Origin of the sequence: Vibrio celticus, assembly GCF_024347335.1 — a bacterium.
Classification (GTDB): Bacteria; Pseudomonadota; Gammaproteobacteria; order Enterobacterales; family Vibrionaceae; genus Vibrio; species Vibrio celticus.
In genome coordinates this window covers 2213532-2240078 of record NZ_AP025463.1, presented here as the reverse complement: position 1 = coordinate 2240078, position 26547 = coordinate 2213532, and the positions used below count along the sequence as shown (strand labels likewise).

27 protein-coding genes, 1 tRNA gene and 1 other annotated feature are annotated in these 26547 nt (G+C 44.9%); of the genes, 10 read left to right on the top strand and 18 right to left on the bottom strand.

The window, feature by feature from the left end; translation table 11 throughout:
* Positions 1 to 65: 65 nt before the first annotated feature.
* The 6 genes from OCV19_RS10095 to OCV19_RS10070 form a co-directional block, all read right to left on the bottom strand.
* Positions 66 to 461 (bottom strand): GspS/AspS pilotin family protein, encoded by a 396-nt coding sequence (locus OCV19_RS10095; protein ID WP_017105190.1) that lies wholly within the window; start codon positions 459 to 461, stop codon positions 66 to 68.
* A 1-nt stretch (position 462) separates the two neighbouring features.
* Positions 463 to 759, bottom strand: a complete 297-nt coding sequence (locus tag OCV19_RS10090) for a YciI family protein (RefSeq protein WP_004741234.1) — start codon at positions 757 to 759, stop codon at positions 463 to 465.
* A gap of 195 nt (positions 760 to 954) precedes the next feature.
* Positions 955 to 1353: an acyl-CoA thioester hydrolase YciA gene (gene yciA / locus OCV19_RS10085; protein ID WP_017061510.1), complete on the bottom strand. Its 399-nt coding sequence runs from the start codon at positions 1351 to 1353 to the stop codon at positions 955 to 957.
* Between the two features lie 194 nt (positions 1354 to 1547).
* Positions 1548 to 2132 (bottom strand): septation protein A, encoded by a 585-nt coding sequence (locus OCV19_RS10080; RefSeq protein ID WP_065675492.1) that lies wholly within the window; start codon positions 2130 to 2132, stop codon positions 1548 to 1550.
* A gap of 133 nt (positions 2133 to 2265) precedes the next feature.
* Entirely contained in the window at positions 2266 to 2514 is a 249-nt protein-coding gene (locus OCV19_RS10075) for a hypothetical protein (RefSeq protein WP_017069991.1), read from the bottom strand.
* Positions 2515 to 2799: 285 nt separating this feature from the next.
* Positions 2800 to 3687, bottom strand: coding sequence for a LysR substrate-binding domain-containing protein (locus tag OCV19_RS10070; RefSeq protein WP_065675491.1), 888 nt, complete (start codon positions 3685 to 3687; stop codon positions 2800 to 2802).
* A gap of 181 nt (positions 3688 to 3868) precedes the next feature.
* On the opposite strand from OCV19_RS10070, the gene hisC reads away from it, so the two are divergent.
* Positions 3869 to 5011: a histidinol-phosphate transaminase gene (gene hisC, locus OCV19_RS10065; protein ID WP_065675490.1), complete on the top strand. Its 1143-nt coding sequence runs from the start codon at positions 3869 to 3871 to the stop codon at positions 5009 to 5011.
* 10 nt (positions 5012 to 5021) lie between these two features.
* Positions 5022 to 5795, top strand: coding sequence for an ABC transporter substrate-binding protein (locus OCV19_RS10060; protein WP_065675515.1), 774 nt, complete (start codon positions 5022 to 5024; stop codon positions 5793 to 5795).
* 121 nt (positions 5796 to 5916) lie between these two features.
* On the opposite strand, the gene OCV19_RS10055 is transcribed toward OCV19_RS10060, so the two are convergent.
* The 8 genes from OCV19_RS10055 to OCV19_RS10020 form a co-directional block, all read right to left on the bottom strand.
* A complete protein-coding gene (locus tag OCV19_RS10055; protein WP_306345535.1) occupies positions 5917 to 7236 on the bottom strand; it encodes a dicarboxylate/amino acid:cation symporter in 1320 nt (439 codons plus the stop codon).
* Between the two features lie 310 nt (positions 7237 to 7546).
* Positions 7547 to 8353 carry a tryptophan synthase subunit alpha gene (trpA, locus tag OCV19_RS10050; RefSeq protein ID WP_065675488.1) on the bottom strand — a complete coding sequence of 269 codons (807 nt, stop codon included), beginning with the start codon at positions 8351 to 8353 and terminating at the stop codon, positions 7547 to 7549.
* Positions 8353 to 9543 (bottom strand): tryptophan synthase subunit beta, encoded by a 1191-nt coding sequence (gene trpB, locus OCV19_RS10045; protein ID WP_017067402.1) that lies wholly within the window; start codon positions 9541 to 9543, stop codon positions 8353 to 8355. The genes trpA and trpB overlap by 1 nt, the downstream gene beginning before the upstream one ends.
* Positions 9544 to 9681: 138 nt before the next feature.
* Positions 9682 to 11121 (bottom strand): bifunctional indole-3-glycerol-phosphate synthase TrpC/phosphoribosylanthranilate isomerase TrpF, encoded by a 1440-nt coding sequence (gene trpCF, locus OCV19_RS10040; protein ID WP_065675487.1) that lies wholly within the window; start codon positions 11119 to 11121, stop codon positions 9682 to 9684.
* Between the two features lie 25 nt (positions 11122 to 11146).
* Positions 11147 to 12142, bottom strand: coding sequence for an anthranilate phosphoribosyltransferase (gene trpD, locus OCV19_RS10035; RefSeq protein ID WP_065675486.1), 996 nt, complete (start codon positions 12140 to 12142; stop codon positions 11147 to 11149).
* Between the two features lie 9 nt (positions 12143 to 12151).
* Positions 12152 to 12742 (bottom strand): aminodeoxychorismate/anthranilate synthase component II, encoded by a 591-nt coding sequence (locus tag OCV19_RS10030; RefSeq protein WP_010438041.1) that lies wholly within the window; start codon positions 12740 to 12742, stop codon positions 12152 to 12154.
* Between the two features lie 2 nt (positions 12743 to 12744).
* A complete protein-coding gene (locus OCV19_RS10025) occupies positions 12745 to 14352 on the bottom strand; it encodes an anthranilate synthase component 1 (RefSeq protein ID WP_065675485.1) in 1608 nt (535 codons plus the stop codon).
* A 125-nt stretch (positions 14353 to 14477) separates the two neighbouring features.
* Positions 14478 to 14592 (bottom strand) — a sequence feature (Trp leader region).
* The gene (locus tag OCV19_RS10020; RefSeq protein ID WP_009848753.1) at positions 14539 to 14664 is read right to left on the bottom strand and encodes a trp operon leader peptide; all 126 of its coding nucleotides are present in this window, start codon (positions 14662 to 14664) and stop codon (positions 14539 to 14541) included. Its footprint overlaps the feature before it by 54 nt.
* 120 nt (positions 14665 to 14784) lie before the next feature.
* Between OCV19_RS10020 and rnm the strand changes: the two genes are divergently transcribed.
* The 3 genes from rnm to rluB all read left to right on the top strand — a co-directional run bounded on the left by rnm (position 14785) and on the right by rluB (position 17516).
* On the top strand, positions 14785 to 15639 hold the full coding sequence (gene rnm / locus OCV19_RS10015; RefSeq protein ID WP_017069983.1) for an RNase RNM: 855 nt from the start codon (positions 14785 to 14787) through the stop codon (positions 15637 to 15639).
* 62 nt (positions 15640 to 15701) lie between these two features.
* On the top strand, positions 15702 to 16322 hold the full coding sequence (locus OCV19_RS10010; protein WP_009848751.1) for an L-threonylcarbamoyladenylate synthase: 621 nt from the start codon (positions 15702 to 15704) through the stop codon (positions 16320 to 16322).
* Positions 16323 to 16481: 159 nt separating this feature from the next.
* On the top strand, positions 16482 to 17516 hold the full coding sequence (rluB, locus tag OCV19_RS10005; protein WP_065675484.1) for a 23S rRNA pseudouridine(2605) synthase RluB: 1035 nt from the start codon (positions 16482 to 16484) through the stop codon (positions 17514 to 17516).
* 240 nt (positions 17517 to 17756) lie between these two features.
* Here rluB and OCV19_RS10000 read toward each other — a convergent pair whose 3' ends face one another.
* From OCV19_RS10000 to efpL, 3 genes are all read right to left on the bottom strand, one after another.
* Positions 17757 to 18239 carry an RNA methyltransferase gene (locus OCV19_RS10000; RefSeq protein WP_017061495.1) on the bottom strand — a complete coding sequence of 161 codons (483 nt, stop codon included), beginning with the start codon at positions 18237 to 18239 and terminating at the stop codon, positions 17757 to 17759.
* Positions 18240 to 18386: 147 nt separating this feature from the next.
* Positions 18387 to 18716 (bottom strand): HI1450 family dsDNA-mimic protein, encoded by a 330-nt coding sequence (locus OCV19_RS09995; RefSeq protein ID WP_004741258.1) that lies wholly within the window; start codon positions 18714 to 18716, stop codon positions 18387 to 18389.
* A 10-nt stretch (positions 18717 to 18726) separates the two neighbouring features.
* Positions 18727 to 19296, bottom strand: coding sequence for an elongation factor P-like protein EfpL (efpL, locus tag OCV19_RS09990; protein ID WP_017055115.1), 570 nt, complete (start codon positions 19294 to 19296; stop codon positions 18727 to 18729).
* 137 nt (positions 19297 to 19433) lie between these two features.
* Here efpL and OCV19_RS09985 point away from each other — a divergent pair, with 137 nt between their 5' ends.
* Positions 19434 to 20201 carry a nucleotidyltransferase family protein gene (locus OCV19_RS09985; RefSeq protein ID WP_048659598.1) on the top strand — a complete coding sequence of 256 codons (768 nt, stop codon included), beginning with the start codon at positions 19434 to 19436 and terminating at the stop codon, positions 20199 to 20201.
* A gap of 85 nt (positions 20202 to 20286) precedes the next feature.
* Here the strand turns inward: OCV19_RS09985 and OCV19_RS09980 are convergent, their stop codons facing one another.
* A complete protein-coding gene (locus OCV19_RS09980) occupies positions 20287 to 22650 on the bottom strand; it encodes a DNA polymerase II (RefSeq protein ID WP_065675483.1) in 2364 nt (787 codons plus the stop codon).
* Between the two features lie 426 nt (positions 22651 to 23076).
* Here OCV19_RS09980 and uvrY point away from each other — a divergent pair, with 426 nt between their 5' ends.
* From uvrY to OCV19_RS09960, 4 genes are all read left to right on the top strand, one after another.
* The gene (uvrY, locus tag OCV19_RS09975) at positions 23077 to 23721 is read left to right on the top strand and encodes a UvrY/SirA/GacA family response regulator transcription factor (RefSeq protein WP_004729778.1); all 645 of its coding nucleotides are present in this window, start codon (positions 23077 to 23079) and stop codon (positions 23719 to 23721) included.
* 15 nt (positions 23722 to 23736) lie between these two features.
* Entirely contained in the window at positions 23737 to 25569 is a 1833-nt protein-coding gene (uvrC, locus tag OCV19_RS09970) for an excinuclease ABC subunit UvrC (RefSeq protein ID WP_086738313.1), read from the top strand.
* 46 nt (positions 25570 to 25615) lie between these two features.
* Complete coding sequence (pgsA, locus tag OCV19_RS09965; RefSeq protein WP_017061490.1) at positions 25616 to 26173, top strand: CDP-diacylglycerol--glycerol-3-phosphate 3-phosphatidyltransferase; 558 nt, start codon at positions 25616 to 25618, stop codon at positions 26171 to 26173.
* Between the two features lie 266 nt (positions 26174 to 26439).
* Positions 26440 to 26513, top strand: a tRNA-Cys gene (locus OCV19_RS09960).
* Positions 26514 to 26547: the final 34 nt, after the last annotated feature.

The following is a 26547-nucleotide window of genomic DNA, read 5'->3' as shown; positions in this document are numbered from 1 at the left end:
TCCACGATGAACTACAAAAAAGGCCTCGCAAATGCGAGGCCTTTCTGTGTGATGCTTGTTCGAATCTAGCTGCTGCTCTGGCAAGTATCTTTGCTGATCAGCTTCTCAACCATCAATTGTCCGCGAGTGTTGCGAATCTTGATGTTGTAAGCCAAGCCCATGTCTAGGTTTGCTCTTACTTCTGAGTTGGTGCAGTAGCTATTCACACTCATATCGACAACTTGGTTTAAAGGCTTAGCACCTTTTGCATCTTGGTTGTAAATCATCATGATCTCAATCACGGTGTTTTTCGCAAGCACACGCATGACCGACAGTGGGCCATACTCAATCGGCAGGCCTGCAGATAAAACGCCAGCACGGTGTTGTGCCATCATTTCAAGCTGTCTTTGTTTGTCTTGCTCGCTTGAAGCACAGCCTGCAAGCAGAACCGCTGCCAGTGAGCCAATAATCCATTTTTTCACGTTAAAATACTTTCTTGAATGGTTTTACAATCACATTTTGGTAAACGCCAGCATCAATGTACGGGTCAGCGTCTGCCCATGCTTGTGCATCTTCCAAAGAGTTAAATTCAGCAATCACAGTTGAACCTGTAAAGCCCGCTTCGCCAGGGTTATCTGAGTCAATAGCTGGCATTGGACCCGCTGTTAACAGTCGGCCTTCATCGTGAAGTGTTTGTAGGCGTTCTAGATGTTGTGGGCGAACACTTAGGCGTTTTTCTAATGAATTTTCGACGTCTTGAGAAAAAATCACGTACCACATATTGAGATATCCTTATTTTACTTCACTAAATTGAGGGCGTTTAAATTCGCTATCTTGCTAATTTACGCGAACTAATTGGTATTGGAAGAGCTAATGATAAGAAATTGTGAAATGGTGCGGGAGAGTGAGAAGGTCTTTAGCATTTTTAATCGAAATGGCTAAAGACCTTTCAGTGCGATAGGGCTGTCGAAAGTACTATTTATTGATTGGGCGAGGCTTACCACTTTCATCAACCGCAACGTAGTTGAATGTCGCGCCACACACCTTGTAGCGGTCACCGATACCGTGGTCAAGTACAGGCTTAACCCATACTTCTAAGTCGATATTCATCGAGCTGCGACCAATCTTAGTGCAGTCACCATAAACACACACAACATCACCCACTGAAACCGGCTGTTTGAACTCGATACTCGATACTGAAACCGTGACTATCTTGCCGTTAGAGATCTCTTTAGCCAATATTCCGCCAGCCAGATCCAGTTGAGACATTATCCAACCACCGAATATTTGACCTGCTGCATTGGTATCAGAGGGCATCGCCAAAGTGCGAAGAAGTAAAGAACCAATCGGGTTCAAAGTTGATTGAATAGTCATTGTTGTACTCTTAATGGTATTGATTGTTTTAAATTTAAATAGATGTGTTTGCGGGACTCGCGGTGGTCGTTTTTTAACGTATTCAACGAACACAAACAATCAGTGGCCAATGATCACAAGTATCATTGGCCACTGTTAAATCGCATATTGATAATAATTGTATCAAAAAGGGGATGAGGACTCATCCCTAAGGGTTACTTCTCGTCGGTATTTTTATCCGTTAACTCTTTCTGCTGATCTTTTTGTAGATGCTGGTCTTTTGGTAAATGCCTGTAGATATAAACACCCGTTAGCAAGGTAAATGCAAAAGTAGCGATCAGTAAGCCAAATACTTTGAAGTTGACCCACACATCCAAAGGCAGGTTGAAAGCAACGTAAACATTGAGGATTGCGCACAATGTGAAGAACAGAGTCCAAGCCCAGTTGATCTTGCCCCATACCGAATCAGGCAGTGTGATCTCTTTGCCTAACATACCTTTAATCGCTGATTTGCCCATGATGTGACTGACGGTCAGACCAATAGCAAACAGTGCGTAAACGATGGTGACTTTCCATTTAATGAAGTTGTCATCGTGCAAGAAGATGGTCATGCCACCAAATACGGCAACCATTAGAAAGGTGATGACCTGCATTTTTTCGACTTTCTTGTAGATGAAGTACGTCATAATAATTTGAACTGCAGAGGCAACGATCAAAGCACCGGTCGCGGTATAGATGTCGTACATCTTATAAAGCGCAAAGAAAATAATGAGAGGAATGAAATCAAGAATTTGTTTCATGAGACACTGACTATCCAGTTAGTTGAGTTGATGACAGTCTAACGAAAACTGTCTCGATGCTAAATAGCCCGAGACAATTGGGTGCCAATTAATTCAATCTAACCGCTCATCGTGTTTTACGAGTTTTAACAGGTTATCGCATTGACGAGGTTTGGTAGCGAGGTATCAGCTTCTTGATGTCTTCAAGATAACCTTCGCTTTTCAAGCTGTCTAAGGTGTTTTCGAGTTCTTGTTCGCTCATGGCAAAACACGTCGATTTACCTGTCGTTAGGTCGAGATACTCGTGATATTCACGCTCTGTGAAGTGGCCAATTCTGTCCATTAATAATGTTTTAATTCCATGGTGAATCAAGCCGTAATACGTATGTCTTTGTAAGGTCATAGCCTATCCTCCGTGACAAGCTGCAGTGAAACTGTTGCAACCTGCTGTATATTGGTTGGGTTATCTATGACAAAGCAATTCGAATGCCATTTTCTCCAACTGAACAGAATAAATACCCGACTAAATAGAATTGAACTTCTTTTCAAATAGTTAAAGGAAGGTACGTTCTATTCTCTGACAATCAATACGAAACAGACCTCAAATAGTTTCATTTTGAGAACGGTAAAATTCTCATTATGACGCTCTACTACCGCTTATAGTGTGAGCCTTTCAACGGTGATGCCGCTAATCGACCAGCCAATCAACCAGCGTAGATAAGGATGTATTTTGTCGATTCTTGGGTTGCAGCAAGAAGTAACCATTTCCAGAGAAGACACTGCCTTCGCTCACTTTCACCAATCTACCCAAATCAATATCTTGCTTGGCCAGCGTGATGTCGCCAATGGCAATACCAAACCCTTGAATGGCGGCGTTCATCGCTTGATCGAGTGTCGCGAATTGTTGGTTGTTCTTGCTTGAAAGGTCGTGGCTGCCTATGTGTTCTAACCAAAGTCGCCAATCACTTTGCTCGTTGTTGGCGTGTAGCCAAGTGTATTGGGCAAGCTTGTGTGGCTTGATGATGGTCGACGCGTCGTTGACAAGATGGCTCTGCGTAATGCTTTGTGCTTGGCAAACGGGCGCTAGCTGCTCGTTAAACAATAATTGGCTGACAATCGATTGTTGGTTTGGCTTCTTACCATAGGTAATTACGGCGTCAAACGGATCAAAGCTTGGTTCGAAGACGTGCTTGATGGTCGACGTGAGTTCGACATCAATTTCGGGATAGGCTTGCTGAAAAGACATCAACTTAGGTAGTAACCAAGAGGTAATACAGCTCGGTGCGTTGAGTTTGATCTTAGAGGGAGAGCTAGCCACTTGATTTAGAGCCGATTGCAGCTGATGAATCGTTCCTTGTATCAGGGGAACCAGTTCTTCTCCTTTCGGCGTTAAAGACAACCCACGAGCATGGCGATAGAAGAGATCACAGCTAAGGCTTTCTTCAAACGACAATACCTGACGGCTCACTGCACCCTGCGTAACATTGAGCTCATGTGCCGCGCGTGTAAAGTTGAGATGCCTTGCCGTCGACAAGAACGCGAGTAAGGTTTTGGTAGAAGGAAGTGTGCGATTCATATCTTTACCTATGACTTTTTATCATGGCTATTATGTGATTATTTCGATTCATTTATCAATAGTGTTCTGTTTGAATGTAAATACTTAATCATCATTTGTGATTCAATATGTGTATAAGTCACATTTTTTGAATATGAAGGCAATGATGAAGACATTGTGATTTTGTGAAAGGGATAGCTTCTTGACATCTTTTATTGATAGCTTAGTGCCTCAGGCTGTAAAAAAATTAATACCTTATCAATCGGCAAGAAGAATTGGTGGTGATGGACGTGTCTGGTTAAACGCCAATGAATTGGAAAGCTCGCTGTTTCTAGGAGAAGCAAGCCACAACCGATACCCAGACTTCTTACCACAAGATATTGCTAAGGCTTACCAAGATTACTGTGGCACTGATGCCTCGACTGTTGCTGTTCGTGGTGCAGATGAAGCGATTGATTTGCTGATCAGAACATTCTGTAAACCGGCGAGCGACAACATACTTATCTGCTCTCCAACGTATGCGATGTATGAGTTTTGCGCTGATGCATTGGCGATCGATACCTTGGACTCTCCGTTGCAGGAAGATTTCAGTCTTGATGTCGCTGATATCGTGAATAAGGCAGAACTGGCGAATATCGTGTTTCTTTGCTCACCAAACAACCCAACGGGTAATGTGATTCCTAAATCGGATTTGATTCAGGTACTGGAAGGCACGATTGGGAAGTCGCTAGTGGTCGTCGATGAAGCGTATATCGAATTTGAACCACAAACGTCAGCCGTTAGCCTTATTGAGCGTTATCCGCACTTGGTTGTGATTCGCACCTTGTCTAAGGCATTTGGATTGGCTGCGGTTCGCTGTGGTTTTATCCTAGCGAGTCAAAATGTGATGCAGTATGTCGCGAAGCTGATTCCACCGTATCCGATGCCAGATTGCTCATCGCAAATCGTGCTAGACGCTTTGTCTGATGAACGAGTCTCAGTGATGCAAGACGCGACGCAGAATCTGGTTGAGCTGCGTAACTGGTTTGCTTGTGAGTTAACGCAGTTTGATTTCATCGAGTCTGTTTACCCTTCATCGACAAACTTCATTTTGCTGCGTCAAAAAGCTGGGCACGAAGTGTTCAGTGTCTTGGCGAAGGATGGCATTGTGACAAGGAACCAAAACCATGAACCTGCTTTACGTAACTGTGTTCGAATCAGTATTGGTAGCCAAGAGAGCATGCTAGAAGTGATAACGTCACTAACACGTTACCAAACCGAATTAGAACAGAGTCAACAAGGCAAACAAATTCAACAAGCTCAACATAAAGAAACTCAATCTCAACTCGATAAAGATCATATCTAGGATGGCAATGATGAAAAAGATAATACTAGGACTCGCTTGTGCGGCCGCTTTACTTGGTACAACGGTACAGGCGAAAGAAATCCGTTTGGCGTCGGACTTTACGTATCCGCCATTCAACTATAAAAACAGCGACGGTGTGCCTGTCGGGTTTGATATTGAGATAGCTGATGCCTTGTGTGAGCAAGCTAAACTCGATTGTACTTGGGTTTCACAAAGCTGGGATTCTCTAATTCCAAGTTTGTTGGCAAGAAAGTCAGATGTGATTATGGCTTCGATGCGTATTACTGAAGATCGTAAGCGTAAGATCTTATTTACTGATAAGTACTACCAAACACCAGCCGTATTTGTTGCTGTTAAAAGCGCGGAGTTCAGCGTCGATCAGGCAGGCTTAGCGGGCAAAACCATCGGTGTTCAGCAAGGTACGATTCACGATCGCTACGTAACCGACAAGTTTGGCAGTGTTGCCAACATTAAGCGTTACACAGGGCAAGATGAAGTGTATCTGGATCTGAAAAACGGCCGTCTAGATCTAACCTTCGGCAACTCAGATCAACTATCATTGGCTTTCTTAGATAAGAAAGAAGGTGAGGGCTTTGAATTCAAAGGCAAAGCAGTAACCGATAAAGCTTACATTGGCGAAGGTACGGCGTTAGCACTAAGAAAGCAGGATTCAAAATTGGCGAAACAATTCAATGCCGCGATTGAAGAGATCAGAGCAAACGGTACTTACGACAAGATCGCTGCTAAGTACTTTACGTTTGATATCTACGGGGCTGATTTGTAATTCGTCTAACGCCTAAAAATTAGAACACTAAAAACAAAAATCCGAGGGCTGTAAGGCGCTCGGATTTTCTAGTTTATGCTGGTGGTGTCAATTCAAGTCACCACCAACTTAGCGCTTAATATTACGCTTGCTGTTTTTGTAGCTCAGCTTCTTTCGCTTCGTCTTCAATTAGAGAGTCAACGATAACTGCACATGCTGCATCACCAGTGATGTTCAGAGCAGTACGGATCATGTCGAAGATACGGTCTAGAGCGAACAACAGAGGTAGACCTTCGATAGGGATACCAGCCGCTAGAAGAACCGCAACCACTAGGAAAGAAGGACCTGGAACACCCGCTTGACCAACTGCGCCTAGAGTCGACGTTACGATGATAGCAACGTAAGCGCCCATAGAAAGGTCGATGTTGAACAGCTGTGCAAAGAAGATAGCAACTAGGCCGTAGTAAATTGCATTACCAGACATGTTGATTGTCGCACCAAGTGGCAGAACGAATGAAGCCGTAGAGTTGCGAACGCCAAGTTCTTTCTCTACCGTTTCCATTGTTACTGGTAGTGTCGCCATTGAAGATGCTGTTGATAGTGCAACCGCTTGAGGCTTCTTCATTGCCACTAGGAACTTCTTAGCTGAAGTCTTAGTGAAGATTTGAATCATCAGTGGGTAAGCAACAAAGCCGAAGATAAGAATCGCAGCGATGTAAACAATGAACAGCTTGAACACGACCATAAGCGCGCCAAAACCAAACGTACCTACTGCTTCAGCCATTAGGCCGAATACGCCAAGTGGTGCAATGATCATAACTTTGTTGATCATCCATACCATAGCGTCAACGATAGCATTTACACCGTTGATGATAGGGTCACGTTTCTCTTTTGCTTGTTTAGAAATCGCAATACCAAAGAATAAGCAGAAAACGAGAATTTGCAGAATGTTTGCTTCATTCAGTGATTGGAAAACGTTGGTAGGGATCATGCCAGTGATGGTTGCCCAGAACGTTGGAAGTTCGCCTTTCGCAGCGTATTCTGAAGAGAACATACCTTCAACGCCAGAAACATCGATACCACGACCGGGTTCGAACACTTCACCCATTACAAGCGCTAGTGCTACAGCAAGTGCAGACGTTAGTGCAAAGTAACCCAGTGTTGTTACACCGACTTTACCAGCCGATGAGCTATTACCTAGACCTGCAGCACCTGAAATTAGGGCAACCGCGACTAGAGGAATAACCAGCATCTTGATCAAATTGATGAAGATAGCACCCAGTGGAGCGAACATAGTTGCGCTGTCACCCATCATCGCACCGACTACAGTACCGATGATCATTGCAATAACGACTTGAATGCCGATGTTGCTTAGTAAACTCTTTTCTTTTAACACTTCCATAACCTCTGTGCTACTAAATATAAAAATCCCAGAACTACTCACCAATGTACGATGTACCATTGGATTAATATTTCGCGACGAGTTTTACACGTATCCTTTACATTTATCAATATGAGCAGAGGTGAAAGTCTCTGAAAAACAGGTGGTCTAATGTCATTTGTTGATTTTGCACAACAATGCAATCGTTTGCTTTTTGATTTGTCATTATTTTTATAAATGGTGGTGATGTTTTGGTGGGGTATTATAGATGTGCTACAGGTTTGTATGAGGTGTTGTTTTTATCAGAAATTTAACAATTGAGAGGGTTTGGACGTGTTCTCGGAGAAAAACTCCCACAGCGCAAATTATCGCACTAGTGGGAGCCTATTTATTATTTTTGCGTTGCCGCTTTCATTGGCGTAACAAACTCCGCAAGTGCTTTAAGCATTGCTTCTGGTTGTTCAACGTTATTTTCAATGATTTTCACAACCGCTGAGCCAGAGATAGCACCTGCAGCGCCAGCTACAATTGCTTCTTTCACTTGTTCAGGAGCCGAGATACCGAAACCAAGCAGTGCTGGTGGCGCATCGAACTTGTTCAAACGATCAAGCAGTGCGGTTACTGGCATGTTTGCTTTTGTTTCTGCACCCGTTACGCCAGCACGAGAAAGTAGGTAAGTGTAACCACCACCAAGTTCAGATACTGACTGAAGTGTTTCATCGCTCGCTGTTGGTGGAGCAATAAAGATTGGATGAACGCCAAACTTCTTCGCAGCAGCAACAAATTCGCCGCTTTCATTGGTTGGTACATCAGCAATCAATACTGAATCGATACCTGCTTTTGCGCAGCGTTCGTAGAAGTTCTCGATACCACGTGCGTACACCAAGTTCGCGTACATCAGTAGGCCGATTGGCAGCTCTGGGTATTTAGCGCGAATTTGACCGATAAGATCGAAACACACATCTGGCGTTACTTTAGAATCTAAAGCACGAATGTTTGCACCTTGGATTGTTGGGCCATCTGCAAGCGGATCTGAGAATGGTATACCAAGCTCAAGTGCATCTGCACCCGCTTCAACCAAGGTTTCCATGATCTTAAGAGACTGTTCAGGGTTAGGATCGCCAACCGTTACGAATGGTACAAATGCGCCCTGATTTTTTTCAGCTAAGCGAGTGAAGAGTGATTGATAGCGATCCATTATAATGCTCCTTTCTCTTTAAGAATGTCGTGTACAGAGAAAATGTCTTTGTCACCGCGACCAGATAAGTTAACGACTAATAGCTGTTCTTTCTCAGGGTCGTCGTGAGCCATTTTAACTGCATGAGCCAAAGCATGAGATGACTCTAGCGCTGCGATAATACCTTCTTTACGTGCAATCAATTGGAACGCTTCTAGCGCTTCGTCATCGGTCACGTTGTCGTATTCAGCACGGCCAATCGCATTTAGGTGTGCGTGTTGAGGACCAACTGATGGGAAATCTAGACCCGCAGATACAGAGTAAGACTCTTCTACTTGGCCGTTCTCATCTTGCATCAGTGGGGCTTTCATACCGAAGAAAATACCGGTTTTACCGTGTTTAAGCGGCGCGCCGTGTTGGTCAGTATCAATACCTTTACCAGCAGGCTCTACACCGATTAGGCGAACAGACTCTTCTTCAATGAAATCAGCGAACATGCCGATAGCGTTTGAACCACCGCCAACACAAGCGATAACGGCATCAGGAAGGCGACCTTCACGAGCTAAAATTTGGTTTTTCGTTTCTTCACCGATCATGCGTTGGAAATCACGAACAATCGTTGGGAATGGGTGAGGGCCAGCCGCAGTACCCAGAAGGTAGTGCGCGTCTTCATAAGTTGCAGACCAGTCACGTAGTGCTTCATTACATGCGTCTTTTAGCGTTGAAGAGCCAGAATGAACAGGGATAACCTCTGCGCCCATTAGCTTCATACGGAACACGTTCGGGCTTTGACGTTCAACGTCTTTTGCACCCATGTAAACACGACACTTAAGGCCCAATAGAGCACACGCTAGAGCAGTAGCAACGCCGTGTTGGCCCGCGCCAGTTTCAGCGATGATTTCTTGCTTACCCATACGTTTAGCAAGCAGCGCTTGGCCAAGTACTTGGTTGGTTTTATGTGCGCCGCCGTGAAGTAGATCTTCACGCTTTAGGTACAGTTTGGTTTTTGTACCTTTAGTCAGGTTACGTGCTAGCGTTAGTGCCGTTGGACGACCTGCGTACTCTTGCAGAAGCGTCATGAATTCACTGCGGAACTCAGGATCGGCTTGTGCATCGATAAATGCTTGTTCTAGTTGGTCTAGTGCTGGCACTAGGATCTGCGGTACGTATTGACCACCGTATTCACCGAAGTAGGCATCGAGTTTAGCCATTGTGTTATTCCTTCAATTCTATTGATGTGTATTCACACCAAGTCATTTAATCTTGCTTGAGCTTCGCAAAAGGCAAAGCCCACAAATATGTTTTTAGTTTCTGCTTTCTGCTTTCTGATTTCTAGCGCCGAGTTTGGACTAGTAATTACGAATCGCTGCAAAAGCGCGTTGCAGTTTGTCTGCGTCTTTTTTACCCGGAGCTGATTCAACGCCAGAGTTTAGGTCTAATCCTAAACAACCCAACTTAGCGGCTTGGTTAGCATTTTCTGGATTTAGGCCTCCCGCTAACATGATTGCGCTTTGGTTGTTGATTAGGCTCCAATCGAACGCTTGGCCTGTACCACCCGTTTGAGAACCCACTTTAGTATCTAGTAGGTGACGAGTCACGTTGCTTTCTAGTAATTCTGGTAGCGAGCTCTCAGCATCGGGAGCAACACCATAAGCTTTCCAAATCTCAACGCTTTCAGGCAGTGACTGTTTTAGTTCATCGACATACGCTTGAGACTCATCACCGTGCAATTGCACAGCGAACAGGCCTAGCTCAGAAACTGTTTTCGCAACGTCTGCCACGCTGTGGTTTTGGAACACACCCACGTAGTTCAAAGGTGCGCCGCTCATAGTCAAACGAGCCGCTTCGATATCCACATGACGCTTAGACGCTTCAACGAAAATCAGACCACCGAATACCGCACCAGCTTGATAAGCTTTCACTGCATCATCAGAGTGAGTTAAACCACACACCTTGTTTTCGCCCAGCGTTACTTTACGCACCGCAAGCTCAAGGTTCTTTTCTGCCATTAGAGAGCTACCGATTAGGAAGCCATCTGCAAACGTTGAAAGGTCACGAACTTGTTGATGTGTGTAGATGCCAGACTCTGAAATCACGACTGCGTTTGGAGCCAGTTCGCGAATCAGGGGCGCCAACTCTTTAGTACGGTTTAAATCAGTCGAAAGGTCACGAAGGTTACGGTTGTTAATGCCGATTACTTTCGCGTTTAGAGCGACTGCGCGGTGAAGTTCTTCTTCGTTGCTGACTTCGGTCAATACACCCATGTTGAGTGAGTGAGCGACTTCCGCCAGCGCTTTGTACTCTTCGTCATCTAATACCGATAGCATTAGCAAGATAGCATCAGCTGAGTAATGACGAGCTAGGTACACTTGGTAGGTATCAACCATGAAGTCTTTACACAGGATAGGCTGCTTAGCAATGCTGCGAACCTTAGGTAAAAACTCAAAGTCACCTTGGAAGTACTTCTCGTCTGTCAGCACAGAAATCGCGTTTGCGTGGTTGTTGTAAACCGACGCAATGTAGTCGAGGTCAAACTCGTCACGGATTAGACCTTTTGACGGAGATGCCTTTTTACATTCAGTGATGAAAACTGTTTGCTCTCCGCTCAGAGCATCATAAAAGCTGCGGTCTGTTGCAGCTAGTGACGCTTTAAACTCATCCAATGGCTGAGTCTGCTTACGTGCTTCAACCCATTGGTATTTATCACGAACGATTTTTGCTAATACTTCCGCCATTTCAGCTTCTTTGACTGAAACGTGGGTCGACAGTTTATCGGTAGTCTGTGTCATGTTCTTTGTCTCAATTCGTCGTTCGTTAAGCGTGTGCAGCTAGCTTTTGTACAAGCTCGTACGCTTTGCCAGAGTTCATCGCGTCAATCGCTTGCTGTGCGTTGGCTTTTAGGTCTTCGTGACCAAACAGACGCATCAATAGAGCAACGTTGACTGCCACTGCGCCAACTTGAGCATCAGTACCTTTACCCGTCAGGATATCAGTTGTGATGGCTTTGTTCTCTTCTGGCTCGCCGCCCTTAATCGCTTCAAGAGGGTGAGTGTTCAAACCAAAGTCAGCCGGTGTCACTGTGTATTCGTGAATCTCGCCATCTTTGATTTCAGCAACGATAGTCTCGCTGTGAATCGCCACTTCATCTAATCCGCTACCGTGAACAACCGCAGCACGCTTCATGCCCATTTGCAGCATGGTTTCTGCGATAGGGCGAACCAACTCTTTGCTGTAAACACCCATTAGCTCGATGTTAGGGCGAGCAGGGTTAATCAGTGGGCCAAGAATATTGAAGATAGTGCGCGTTTTCATGGTTTGACGAACCGGCATCGCGTGACGTACACCGACGTGATACTGCGGAGCAAATAGGAATGCTACGCCAAGCTCATCAACAGCCGTACGTGTATCTTCTGCTGTCATCGCTAGGTTGATACCGAACGAATCCAGTAGGTCAGAAGAGCCTGATTTGCTCGATACGCTACGATTACCGTGCTTCGCGACTTTTAAGCCACATGCTGCGGCAACGAACGCAGAAGTCGTAGAGATATTAATGGTGTTGTGACCGTCGCCACCTGTACCTACGATGTCAGCGAAATCGTAATCAGGGCGCGGGAACGGGTTAGCATTCGCAAGTAGTGCTTTTGCTGCACCTGCAATCTCATCGGGCGTTTCGCCTTTGATTTTTAGTGCAGTCAATGCAGAAGCCATCAAGATTGGGTCTAGTTCACCCTTGATGATCACATCAAACAATTGTTGGCTTTCTTCTTGAGTAAGAGACTGCTGTTCGTAAAGTTTATTAATCTGTTCCATGATCGTTTCCTATATCGTCTTTTTCTCAAGAGCCCATTCGATCGCGTTTGCTAGAAGCGTTGCACCGTAGGTCGTCATAATTGATTCAGGGTGGAATTGGAATCCACACACCTTGTCTTGTTCTTGAACCACTGACATCACCAAATCATCGACTTCAGCGGTCACCGTTAGGCTATCAGATACATGCGTTGCCACTAAAGAGTGGTAGCGAGCGATAGCCAGTGGCGAAGGTAAGCCTTGGTAAGTCGCATGGTTTTGGTGTTCCATCATCGACACCTTACCATGAATGATTTCGCCAGCGCCTGCAACGGTGCCGCCATAGGCTTCAACAATTGCTTGGTGGCCTAAGCAAATACCAATCATTGGTACTTTACCTTTTAGCAGCTGAATCAGCTCTGGCATACAGCCCGCATCTGCTGGAGCGCCAGGGCCTGGCGAAAGCAGTGCAACAGGGTTGTCTAGTTCGTTGATCGCCGCTTCAACAACCTTTGCCGGAATGTTGTTACGGTAAATTTTTACGCTGTGACCTAATGAACGAAATTGGTCTACAAGGTTGTAAGTGAACGAGTCGAAGTTATCGATGAATACAATATCAGCCATGATTACGACTCCTTTTTATTTGGTGTGCTTTGGCTTGGTGCCGTATTTTTAGTATGTGCAGCTTGAATCGCAGAGATAACCGCTTGTGCTTTGCCGCGAGTTTCATCGGCTTCTGCTTGTGGATCTGAGTCGAATACCACACCAGCGCCAGCTTGTACTTGCGCCATGCCATCTTCAACGTAAGCAGAACGAATTACGATACAAGTATCTAGAGTCCCTTCACCAGTTAGATAACCGACTGCGCCACCGTAGCTGCCACGACGCGTTTTTTCTACGTCACGAATAAGCTGCATTGCGCGGATTTTTGGTGCGCCCGTTAGCGTGCCCATGTTCATACAAGCTTGGTAAGCGTGCAGGGCATCTAAGTCTTCACGGAGCTGACCAACAACACGAGAAACTAAGTGCATTACATGGCTGTAGCGGTCAACTTTTAGCAAGTCTGCTACGTGACGAGTGCCAGCTTCGGCAATACGTGCCACATCGTTACGCGCTAGGTCGACTAGCATCATGTGTTCCGCGTTTTCTTTCTTGTCGGTACGCAGTTCAAGTTCGATACGGCTGTCTAGGTCGAAATCGATTTGACCGTCAGGGCGCTTACCACGACGACGAGTACCAGCAATTGGGTAAATTTCGATTTGGTTGGTTTCAGTTTCGTACTTCAGTGCACTTTCTGGAGAAGCACCAAACAGAGTAAACAGCTCGTCTTGCATGTAGAACATGTAAGGGCTTGGATTACTTTGCTTGAGTTCTTTGTAAGCCGCCAGTGGAGCAGGGCAAGGTAGCGTGAAGCGACGTGAAGGTACCACTTGGAATACATCGCCTTTAACTACGTACTCTTTTAAATCACGAACCGTTTGGCAGAAGTCTTCATCTGAAACGCTTGGTACAGCGTCAACATTGTCTAGTGGCGTAACTTCTGTGATGGCTTTCAATGACTGACACTGTGTTTGAATGTCGGCTAGGCGCTCTGTTAATTGCGCTTTGATGCTGTCATCTTGAGCGAACAAGCTCGCGTGAAGTAGGCCTTCGTTCTCTTGGTGGTCGAAACGCAATAGTGTTTCAGCTACGTAGAAGACAAAGTCAGGGCAGTTGTTAGTCGCTTCAGCATCACCTAGCGGCTCAAAGTTTGCCACGATGTCGTAAGCGAATAAGCCCGCCATGAATAGCGCGTGTTTGTTATCTGCGTCTTGCTCAAAGCTGTGCTGAACTAAACGTAGAGCATCAAATGAAGAGGCTTCTCTTAAACGTGAGTCTTCGTCTAATTCGTTGCTTGGCTCGACAAAAGTCAGCGTCAAAACGTTATCAGTAAGGTCAGATTTAATTTCTGATTTCACGTTTTGAGTGAGATGTTCGATAAGCGCTTGACCGTTTTCAGTCAATGCTTGAAAGGTTACTTCATGTCCGCGACATACGATGCGAACAGCAGAGTCGATAAGGAGTAGGCTTGTCAGGTTCTGTTTAGATTCAATCTCGGCAGATTCCAACAAAAGACTATCAGTTTTGTTTTCACACAAAGTATGGAAAACGCTGGTTGGATCTTGCGAGTAAGGAACTGAAGAATTGATGACCTCAATGGTTCCCAGCTTTTTGATTTCAATGGCCTTGTTCACAAGACCTCCTTTATGATTCTTTGAATTTCCTGCCGTACATAGTCGCATAAAGATACCTTTCACCCAATCTAGAATATGGTCAATTCGATGATTTGTTAGTCAGTTGAATGTGAGATGTTCGACAAATTAAAAAGCCCGCTATTAAAGCGGGCTTAGTGATAACTTTTTTATAAACAAACTGTTTAACTAGAAGTACACGTTAGCCCACCAAGAACTTGTCCAAGTGCGCCACCAATTAAGCTCAGAACTTGCTTCTACTGAAGAAAGTTCTAAAACTTTATCTTTATGGTTTTGGTTAAATTCTTGTAACATGGTGAACCTATCAAATGTGATACTTCGTATTTGTGTACTAGTTAACTAGTTTTCTGCTTGCGGGTCAAGTGTGTTGACACAAATATAACGATAAAAATTGAAAACAATGAAAAAGAATATATGAGAATTGATCTACATAGTCATACAACAGCCTCAGATGGCCGACTTACTCCACCTGAGCTAATTGACCGAGCGCTTGGCTTTAACATCGAAGCGCTAGCGATTACAGATCATGACACGACTGATGGGCTTGCTGAAGCACGCAACTATATTGCTGATAACAACCTCCCTATTCAGCTGATCAACGGCATTGAGATTTCGACTGTTTGGCAAAACAAAGATATCCATATTGTTGGGTTAAACGTTGATCCTGAGTCACCAGAGCTTAAAGCGCTCATTGAGCAACAGAAGCAACACCGCATTGGACGTGCAGAGATGATTGCTCAACGTCTTGAGAAAGCGACTCGTGAAGGAGTGCTAGAAGAAGTTAAATTGATTGCGGGTGATGCGCCTATTACTCGCGCTCACTTTGCTAAGTGGTTAGTCGACAACGGCTACGCAAAAACCATGCAGCAGGTGTTTAAAAAGTTTCTTACTCGCAATAACCCAGGTTATGTGCCGCCTACGTGGTGTTCAATGAGTGATGCTGTCACGGCTATCCATGCTGCTGGTGGACAAGCCGTGCTCGCTCACCCTGGGCGATATGGCCTTACAGCCAAGTGGGTTAAGCGCCTGCTAGCGGCATTTGTTGAAGCGAAAGGGGATGCGATGGAAGTTGCTCAACCTCAGCAAGCGCAACAAGAAAGACGCACACTCGCGGATTATGCTATACAATACAAACTATTAGCCTCCCAAGGCAGTGATTTCCATTACCCATCTCCGTGGATGGAACTTGGACGGAATCTCTGGCTACCTTCTGGGGTCGAAGAAGTATGGAAAGATTGGGAGTTTCAAACGGTTTCACCATCTGAATAGTCTTTAGGTGAGCCAGCTCCTTCTGATGATAGAGTCGAGAGATTCGATAACGAGGATCAACAATGAGCCAGTTTTTTTATGTACACCCAGATAACCCACAAGCACGCTTAATTACTCAAGCGGTTGCGATTATTCGCAATGGCGGCGTTGTGGTTTATCCAACAGATTCCGGTTATGCGCTGGGCTGTCAGCTTGAAAACAAACAAGCACTTGAACGTATCTGTAAAATTCGTCGCATCGATGACAAGCACAACTTCACCTTGTTATGCCGTGATCTTTCTGAATTATCACTGTATGCACGCGTCGATAACGTGGCTTTCCGTCTACTGAAAGCACACACGCCAGGTGCTTACACGTTTATCTTTAAAGCAACCAAAGAAGTGCCAAAGCGTTTGATGAACGCCAAGCGTAAAACGATTGGTATTCGTGTCCCAGACAACAAGATTGCACTCGACCTGTTGGAAGCGATGGGCGAACCATTGATGTCGACGTCACTGATTCTTCCGGGTAACGAGACTACGGAGTCGGATCCAGAAGAAATTCGTGACAGCCTAGAGCATGCGGTTGATGTGATTTTGAATGGCGGTTACTTAGGTGAGCAACCGACGACGGTTATTGACTTCAGTGACGATGATGCCGTGGTTCTACGTCGTGGTGCGGGCGATCCTGCGCCGTTTGAATAATCGCTTTACTGATTAACAGTCTGTAACGATACAGCAAACCTGCCACAGTAAATAACAAGTGCTTTTTGGCAGGTTATTTGCGATAATACGCGACCGCGATTTGGTCGCGAAAAATTCATTCGACGTCTGTGAAGACGACAATTAGGTAGAAAAGAGTAAATGAGCGAAAAATTACAGAAGGTTTTAGCGCGAGCTGGTCACGGTTCTCGTCGTGAACTAGAAGGTTTAATCAAATCTGGTCGTGTAAGTGTTAACGGTCAAGTTGCGAAACTGGGCGAGCGTCTTGAAGACGAGAACTCAGTGATCCGTATCGATGGCCATACTGTTTCAGGCAAGGCTTCTGAAGAAGTGGTTTGTCGTGTACTTGCTTACTACAAACCTGAAGGTGAGCTTTGTACTCGTCACGATCCTGAAGGCCGCCGTACTGTTTTCGATCGTCTACCTAAGATCCGTGGTTCTCGTTGGATTTCAGTTGGTCGTCTTGATGCAAACACATCGGGTCTTTTGCTTTTCACTACTGATGGTGAGCTTGCAAACCGTCTAATGCACCCAAGCCGTCAGGTTGAGCGTGAGTACCTAGTACGTGTATTCGGTGAAGTGACTGAGCAAAAAGTTAAAAACGTTACTCGTGGCGTACAACTAGAAGACGGCATGGCTCGTTTTGAAGATGTGGTTTACGCTGGCGGTGAAGGTATGAACCATACTTTCTACGTAGCGATTAACGAAGGTCGTAACCGTGAGGTTCGTCGTCTTTGGGAATCTCAAGAAACGACAGTAAGCCGTCTGAAACGTGTACGTTACGGTGATATCTACCTTGATAAGAAACTGCCTCGTGGTGGTTGGAAAGAGCTAGATCTTCAAGAAGTTAACTACCTGCGTGAGCTTGTTGAACTTAAGCCAGAGAAAGAGACACTGTTGGATCTTGATCCTTCAAACACTTCTCGTAAGCGTGAGCGTTCTCGTAGCCAAAAAATTCGTCGTGCTGTTAAGCGTCACGAAGAGCGTGCAAACGCACCAAAAGGCCGTAGCAACCAAACTAAGCGTAAGAAGCCTGCAACTCGCGGTACTACAACACCTGATTCAGGTCGTAGCGCTCCAGCTACAAACAAAGGCAAACCTCAGGCTAATAAAAGTAAGCCTAAACTGAACAACGGTCGCCCGGCTAAACCAGCTAAGCCAAGAACACGTCAGTAATTACATAAGTTCTTACGTGTAAAGCTTCATTAGCTGAAAGCACTGAATACTAAAAAACCTGCTCACTGAGCAGGTTTTTTTACATCTGAATCTTCGGTTTTCATCCGCTCAATACCGCTCGGCATTGAAGGTCACCTTTCACAACTAACAAAGTATCAAGCCCCTTTGAGTCGTCATTCCCTAGAACGAGGAACGAGTGTCATAGGGAATCTCAAGCGCGGCCGAAACAAAAGTCGTCTGTTACTTATGATTCGAGAAGTTATCGCCTTTCGCCAATCGGTCGTAAAGCACAACATTCACTGATGCCGCTAGGTTCATGCAGCCGTTAGTCGGAACGTAAATCGTCTCACGACAGAAATCTGTGATCTCTTTCTTTAGCGTGCCATCTTCTGGGCCAAAAATGTAAAACGCACGTGGTGGGTGCTTGTAATCAGGTAGAGGCTTAGCACCTTCAATCAGATCAACGGCAACCGGCACGCAGCCTACTGGAATAATATCTTTCAGCTCTTCAACACCAATTAAAGGCAGGGCTAGGTGCTTTTCTTTGGTGTCGGTATGGAATTTTCGCGCATGGTCGTAGCGTGTGCCAGTGTAAAATACAGAGTTGGCGCCGTAGCAGCCAGCAGCTCGCATTACTGAGCCAACGTTTTCAGGCGTCTTTGGGTTAACTAGGCCAATGCAGGCATAGCCTTTTGATTGTGTGTCTGTTTTTGCTTTGGTCATAATCAGTGAATCTAACGTTGATGATGAAAGTAGGTAGTCATGATGAGAAACAGCGTGATAAAAATAGCCGAGCAACGGGCTCGGCTAACTTTTAACTCGCGTACATGAATACTTGTTTACTCATGCAGATGAGTGTCAATAGCGGTACTAGTCGCGCTTCCACAGCATGTGACAGAACTTATGCTCTGGATCACGGCTGATTAGCATGCGAGCAAATACGTCGTCTAGAACGTCATCAGCTTCATTCACAAGACCAATGCGCACTTCAGCGTAGATCTCTTTGTCGACTTCAAAGCCAACATGTTCAACCCAATCATCGCCAGTTTCAACAAGCTCTGCTGCGCCACGATCTTCAAACTGAGCTGTGAAAAGAATCACGTCTGCAGGTTCTAGGTTGTCAGGTGCCATCTCTAGGAAGATGTCGTATGCAGTGTCAATTGCGTCGTCATAAGACATTAGGTCGTTAGCTTCGGTCATAATAAGTATCTTAGCTTGCGCGGTTCATGTATTTACGTTCAGCAGTGTTTACTACTACTTTGTCGCCAGTCGCGATGTATTCAGGTACTTGAATAGTAAGACCTGTAGAAAGACGAGCAGGCTTAGTACGAGCAGACGCTGATGCACCTTTGATTGAAGGATCAGTCTCTTCGATAACTAGCTCAACAGATGTTGGTAGCTCAAGCGTTGCAGCGTTGCCGTCGATAAGGATCGCGTACATGCCTTGAGTTTCTTCGTTGATGAACAGCAGTTCGTCTTCGATAGTCTCACCGTTGAAGATGAATTGTGTGTAATCTTCGTTGTCCATGAAGATGTACTCGTTGCCATCAACGTAAGAGAACATTACTGCACGCTTAGTTACGTCAATAGTTTCAACAATTTCGTCGGCCTTGTGGCGAACTTCAGTTTTAACGCCAGTTGCTACATCGTTACCACGGAAGCGGTAAATCTTTTGGCCGCCACGGCCGCCTGGTGTTGTTACTTCGATATCTTTAACGATCACTGTTTTGCTTTCTACTGTGATAGCAAAACCTTTTTTAATTTCACTTGCTCTAGGCATTTTGTGTTTGTCCTTAGTGGGTCTATCCGCTGATTATATCTCGGAGATGCTATAAATAGGAATAGCTTGAATCATAAAGTCACCTAGGCGATCATAGAGTTACTGTTAAATCATGATTTTATTTACCGAAACGACCTATGCAGCTACCTGTTATTGACCCAACACAGCCATTTCAACCTGAATTCCAACCTGTGGTTAACGATCTGATTACCTTCTTAAAAGGTGGATTAGGTTCTAATCTACACAGTGTCTATATTTATGGCAGTGTTGCTCGCAAGCAAGCCGTCGTCGGTCGCTCAAATCTTGATGTGGTTGTGGTGACACATCGCCCGTTTCCTGATCAGCGAACCACGCTGTTGAATACCATTAAATGGCGCTTCCAAAAAAGCTTCCCACAGGTGACTCAAGTGGCGATTAAAACCACCTTGGTGAGCGAGATAGTCGATTTCGACAACATCTTCACCTGGGGCTTTATGCTCAAGCATTTGGCCGTATGTGTGCATGGTGAGGACTTGTCAGATTGCTATGGTGATTTTGAAACGAGTTGGGAAATTGCCAAGCATTGGAATATGGATGCGGAAAACTGGTTAGCGGTGTATCGCAACAAGATAGCCCGAGCTACAACGCCAGAGCAACAAGTGGCCGCGCAAGTGATCATTGCCAAGAAGCTGCTAAGAGCAAGCTACTCCTTGGTCATGTATCGCGATAAGTATTGGTTCGATGATCCTGTAGAATGTGGTCAACAGTTCTTGAAGTATCACCCAGATAGAGAAGTCGAAATTCAAAGGTTGGGTATTTTACTCTCAGGTAGACCGATCCCGAAACGTTCGGTGATTGGTATTCTTGATGGCTTTGGTGAGTGGTTAGTTAAGCAATATCAGAAAACCGAGTTTAGAATCGGATAGAGTTTCTTAATCTATCGATATAAAAAAGCAGAGCGAATTGAACATTCCTCTGCTTTTTTGTTTTGATGAAACCTCGACAATAATCTTAGAATAAACCTAATTGCTGTCCACTGACTCGTTCAAAATCTAACCCGATGAAGGGTAAGATAGCTTCAGCGACGGGTTTAATCTGTTTGTCGATGTAATGCTGATAATCAATACCACTCTTTAAATACTCTTTAGGCTCAGGGCCGCTCAGAGTAATCAAATATTCAATACGTCCTTTGTTTTGGTATTGAAGAGGGCGCCCTAACTGAGCATTGATTTCATCGGCCATACGAGCTGCACGAACCTGCGGTGGAATGTTCTTTTGGTATTCATGTAGCTTACGACGCAGACGCTTCTGGTAAACCAGTAAATCGTCATGTTTACCCGCTGAAGTCTCATTTACAAACTGTCTGACATAGTCGGTAGGGTCTTGGTCATGAAACACCATCTCATACAGGGTTTGTTGGAACTGTTGTGCCAACGGCGTCCAGTCTGTTCTTGCACTCTCAAGCCCTTTGAAGATGATTTTCTCTTGGTCACCTTGATTGATTAAACCGGCATAGCGCTTCTTCGAGCCAGTTTCTGAACCTCGAATGGTTGGCATAAGAAACTTGCGATAGTGAGTCTCATATTCCAATTCGAGTATAGAGGTTAGGTTGTAGGTTTCTTTTAAGTGATTCGTCCACCAATCGTTGATGTAAGCGACAAGTTCACTCCCGATCTCGTCTGCTTTTTGCTGATCATAGCTGCCGTTCAGAGACACGAAGGTTGAATCGGTATCGCCATAAATCACCTGATAGCCTTTGTCTTCGATAAGCACTTTGGTTTGCTTCATGATTTCATGCCCGCGCATGGTAATCGATGAGGCAAGGCGAGTATCAAAGAAGCGACAACCAGACGAACCCAACACACCATAAAACGAGTTCATGATGATCTTAATCGCCTGAGAGAACGCCTTTTCGTTCTTCTTCTTTGCCACATCACGTGCAGCCCAGAGGTTTTCGATCATCTCTGGCAGAAAGTGCTTTGAACGGTGGAATTGACCACCTCTAAAACCCTCGACCGCTTGGTTTTCGTCTGGGCCTAGTTCCAGCTTCAATCCTTCAATCAGCCCCATAGGGTCAATCAGGAACGAGCGGATGATTGATGGGTATAGGCTCTTGAAGTCGAGCACCAAAACAGAGTCGTACAGGTTGGGAATTGAATCCATCACATAACCACCGGGGCTCGCAATCCAGTTCTCAGGCTCTAAGTTAGGTGCGACATAACCCGCTCTGTGTATCTGTGGTAGGTACAAATTAGTAAAAGCAGCAACAGAGCCACCAACGCGATCCAGTTCTACACCGGTTAGTCGAGAGCGCTCAATCGCGAAGTCGAGTAGATGAGTGTGTTCGAAGATTCGGTTTACTAGCACGCAGTCTTGAAGGTTGTACTTGGCGAGCGAAGGTTTATCAAACTTAAACATTCGGTTTATCTCATCCATACGGTCGTGAACGTTGTGGATGTCTTTGCCTTCACCAAGCAGCTCTTGTGATACCGACTCAAGCGACCAAGAACGGAAGTGGTAGGTCGCTGTCTTGAGCATATCGATACCATCCAAAACAACGCGCCCTGGAATCGTGATAAAACCTTGCTGATTTTGAGCGGAACTACGGAAAAAGCTTGGTTGGTTGTCTCTGCCGATGTTGAGCTTCACTTCGTTCCATTCTGAACGTTTGTGCAGTAGCCTAAAATCGAAATCGATAACGTTCCAGCCAATGATGATGTCAGGATCAAATTTAGAGAACCAAGCTATCATTGCTTCGAGTAGCGCTTTCTCGTTGGCAACCCATTGGATATTGGTTTCAGCTTGTTGTGCTTCGCCGACCATGATTACTCGGCTGTCCATCGGGCTGTCTAGGCCAATTGAATAAAGCACGCCTTTTTCCGAACACTCAATATCAAGCGAGACCACAGATAGGCTGGGTAAGTAATCACCTGCTCGGCATTTCGCATTTGAGACTCGGCGATGCTGATTTTTTTGCACAGCAGATCCTGTGAACTCAATACTTCCTTTGATAAAACGTTCCATTAAGAATCGATCGGCGAGTCGAATATCGCTTTCAAAGGTTTGGATTTCTTCGTTGTGAAAGGCTTGCGCTAAACCAAAGCTACTTCTCGACAGTGAGGTGTAACACGCGGCGAGGGGTGTTTGCTCGAATGTGGCTAGTTCTAGAGGCTTAAATTGGCAATCAATCGACTCTTTCGCTGCGATTGCCTGACATGCTTCAACGTCAGATTGAGCAACAAAAAATACCGGTTTTTCATTTTGAATTGTCAGCAGAGTAGGGCCTTGAGGGGTGCTTAACCACAAGTCGATTTGTGTGCGCCCTGAAAAATCTCTTGCTTGTCTTGTGAGTACAAAGCCTTGCTGAATATCCAATGTAGTAACCTATTGAAATGGGGGATCGAATACTACCATCTAGCGACCCTCTGCGCACAACAGGCAGTAAAAATACTAACTAAATTCTAGTTAGTAGAGGCAAATAACGGGACTCTATAAGCAAATAAGTGAAATTGTCGCGAATGGTTATTCAATGGTATTGAAAATATCTCTATCTTATGTAATTTTATTGGGTGTTGTTTTAACTGGTTGATTTTTAGAAAAAGCTTGTTGTTTTAGTTAGCTTATTTGTTAATAAGTACTTGCTAAAGTTCGTGTTTCAGCACATATTCAACAGAGCTTTTTTTTAGTAATTAAGTTAAGATGTACTCAATGCTGCGATCCACTGTTCCTTTGTTCAATTGTTTCAAACAGATGAAACGACACAGTGGTTGCAGAGCCAATTAATAGTGTGGAGATACAAGTTTGATAAATGTTTTCCTTGTAGATGATCACGAGCTGGTTCGCACAGGGATACGACGTATTATTGAAGACGTCCGTGGAATGAACGTAGCAGGGGAAGCTGAAAGCGGTGAAGATGCTGCAAAATGGTGTCGTACTAACAATACTGACGTTATTTTGATGGATATGAATATGCCTGGTATTGGTGGCTTAGAAGCAACCAAGAAAATCTTGCGTTTCAACCCTGATGTTAAAATCATCGTTTTAACTGTTCATACGGAAAATCCGTTTCCAACTAAAGTGATGCAAGCTGGAGCTGCTGGTTACCTTACTAAAGGGGCAGGTCCGGATGAAATGGTAAATGCAATTCGAGTGGTTAATAGTGGCCAACGATACATTTCACCAGAAATTGCGCAGCAGATGGCTTTAAGCCAATTCTCGCCTGCGTCTGAAAATCCATTCGCAGACTTATCTGAACGTGAACTTCAAATCATGATGATGATTACTAAAGGTCAGAAAGTGACGGATATTTCAGAACAACTCAATCTAAGTCCTAAAACAGTCAACAGTTACCGCTACCGCTTGTTCAGTAAGCTGGATATCAGTGGCGATGTAGAGCTGACACATTTAGCGATTAGACATGGAATGTTAGACACTGAGACCCTTTAACACTGAGATCGTATAGTGACCAACTTGTTTGACTCAGTCTCATTCCTCAAGACAGTAACAGAGCAGCCCGGCGTTTATCGAATGTATAACGCCGAGGCTGTCGTTATTTACGTCGGTAAAGCTAAGAACCTTAAAAAACGCCTTTCCAGTTATTTCCGTAAAAAAGTCGATAGTGAAAAAACACGCGCTCTAGTCAGTAATATTGACAAGATCGATGTCACTGTGACGCACACGGAAACAGAAGCGCTCATTCTTGAGCACAACTACATCAAGCAGTACTTGCCTAAATACAACGTACTTTTGCGTGATGATAAGTCGTACCCTTATATTTTTATTAGCGGTCACAAGCATCCTCGTTTGTCGATGCACCGCGGCGCTAAAAAGAAAAAGGGTGAATACTTTGGTCCTTATCCTGATTCCGGCGCTGTGCGTGAGACGCTACACCTAATACAAAAAATCTTTCCTGCCCGCCAGTGTGAAGATACGGTTTATGCCAACAGAACACGTCCATGTTTGATGTATCAGATTGGTCGTTGTGCTGCGCCATGTGTTAGCTCAATCATCTCTGATGAAGAGTACAGTGAACTTATCGACTACGTTCGTCTGTTCCTGCAAGGGAAGGATAAGCTAGTCCTTGAGACGCTCATCGACAAAATGGACACAGCAAGCCGAGAGCTTCGCTTTGAACACGCTGCCGCTTTCCGTGACCAAATCCAAGCGATTCGACGCGTGCAAGAACAACAATACGTATCTGACGATTCAATGGAAGATATGGACGTGTTGGGCTTTGCTCAAGAGAATGGCGTAGCGTGTATTCATATCTTGATGATTCGCCAAGGCAAAGTCTTAGGTAGCCGAAGCCACTTTCCTAAGATTCCCAACAATACGGTGCGAGAAGAGGTCTTTTCGAGCTTTTTAAGCCAATACTATCTTGCGCATAATGAAGCGAGAACCATCCCAACTCGTTTGATTCTCAATGCCGATTTGATGGAAGATGTCACACCGATTCAAGAAGCCTTGTGTGAAGTGGCGGGTCGTAAGATTCACTTCAATACCAACCCTTCAGGTACTCGAGGTCGTTACCTTAAATTGTCGAATACCAATGCATTGACGGCTATTACCACCAAGATTAATCACAAGATGACGATTAATCAGCGCTTCAAAGAGCTCCAAGAAGTGTTGTCGATGGATGCTATCAAGCGCATGGAATGTTTGGATATCAGTCATACCATGGGTGAAAGTACGATTGCGTCGTGTGTGGTATTCAATCAAGAAGGTCCGGTGAAACCGGAGTACCGCCGTTACAACATCACAGGTATTACAGGCGGCGATGATTACGCAGCGATGGCTCAGGCACTTGAGAGACGTTATTCGAAGCAACTCGATGTCGACAAGATCCCAGACATCATCTTTATCGATGGTGGTAAAGGTCAGCTAAACCGCGCTCATGAGATCATTTCTCAATATTGGGGGGATTGGCCGTTTAGACCAAGAATGATGGGTATTGCTAAAGGCGTGACTCGTAAACCTGGTTTAGAGACTCTAGTGACCCTAGAAGGGGAAGAGTTCAATTTACCCAGTGATGCGCCAGCACTACACCTTATCCAGCACATCCGTGATGAAAGCCATAATCATGCGATTGCAGGGCACAGGGCGAAACGTGGCAAAACACGTAGAACCAGCGCTTTGGAAGGAATTGAAGGGGTAGGGCCTAAACGTCGTCAAGCTTTGCTGAAATATATGGGTGGCTTACAAGAACTTAAGCGTGCAACTGTCGAAGAAATAGCCAAAGTGCCGGGCATTAGTCATTCTTTGGCAGAAAACATTTATCAAGCATTGAAACAATAGTAAAAATCCCGCACCATTAAAGCGCAATTAATAAGAGCCCAATAATATGCGTTTGAATATACCTAACATTTTGTCCTTACTGAGACTATTTTTGATCCCAGTATTCGTTGTCGTTTTCTATCTACCTTATCAATGGGCTCCTTTCGCTGCTGCGATGGTGTTTTGGGTAGCAGGTTTCACTGACTGGCTAGATGGCATGCTAGCTCGTAAGTTAGGGCAAACGTCTCGCTTTGGTGCCTTCATTGACCCTGTGGCTGACAAAGTGTTGGTCGCTACGGCTCTTATCCTGATTACTGAGCATTACCACTCGATTTGGATAACTATCCCAGCGGTGACCATGATTGCTCGTGAGATCATCATCTCAGCGCTTCGTGAATGGATGGCTGAAATCGGTAAACGTGCAAGTGTTGCGGTATCTTGGGTTGGTAAAGTAAAAACGGTTTCTCAGATGTTCGCCCTTTGGGTACTTATCTGGCGCTACGACGATTGGATGGTATGGGTCGGATACATTGCGCTCTATGTCGCAACCGTACTTACTTACTGGTCAATGGCACAATACTTGATGGCCGCCAAAGACGATTTGTTAGACGAAAAACATCATTGATGAAGAAGCGAGCTGAGGCTCGCTTTTTTGATCTTTAACCTAAGGTTAAGTTATCAATAGTGGATATCTAATGTGATATAGATCTCCTTTGAATAACCCGCTCACAGTGTGTTTTGAACATAAAGTCAGCTATTTGGCCTGTTTCGTATGAAATCTATTCAAACGAATTAAAAATACAAAAATAATATTGACTCAATCGTCTGAATCCGTAGAATGCATCCCGTACCCAAGAGGATGGCAATGAGCGATTCGATTGGAGTTACTAAGGCGCCTTGGCAGAGTGGCTATGCAGCGGATTGCAAATCCGTGGACCTCGGTTCGACTCCGGGAGGCGCCTCCATTCTTTTTCTTAACTTGATAAGTTAAGAGATATT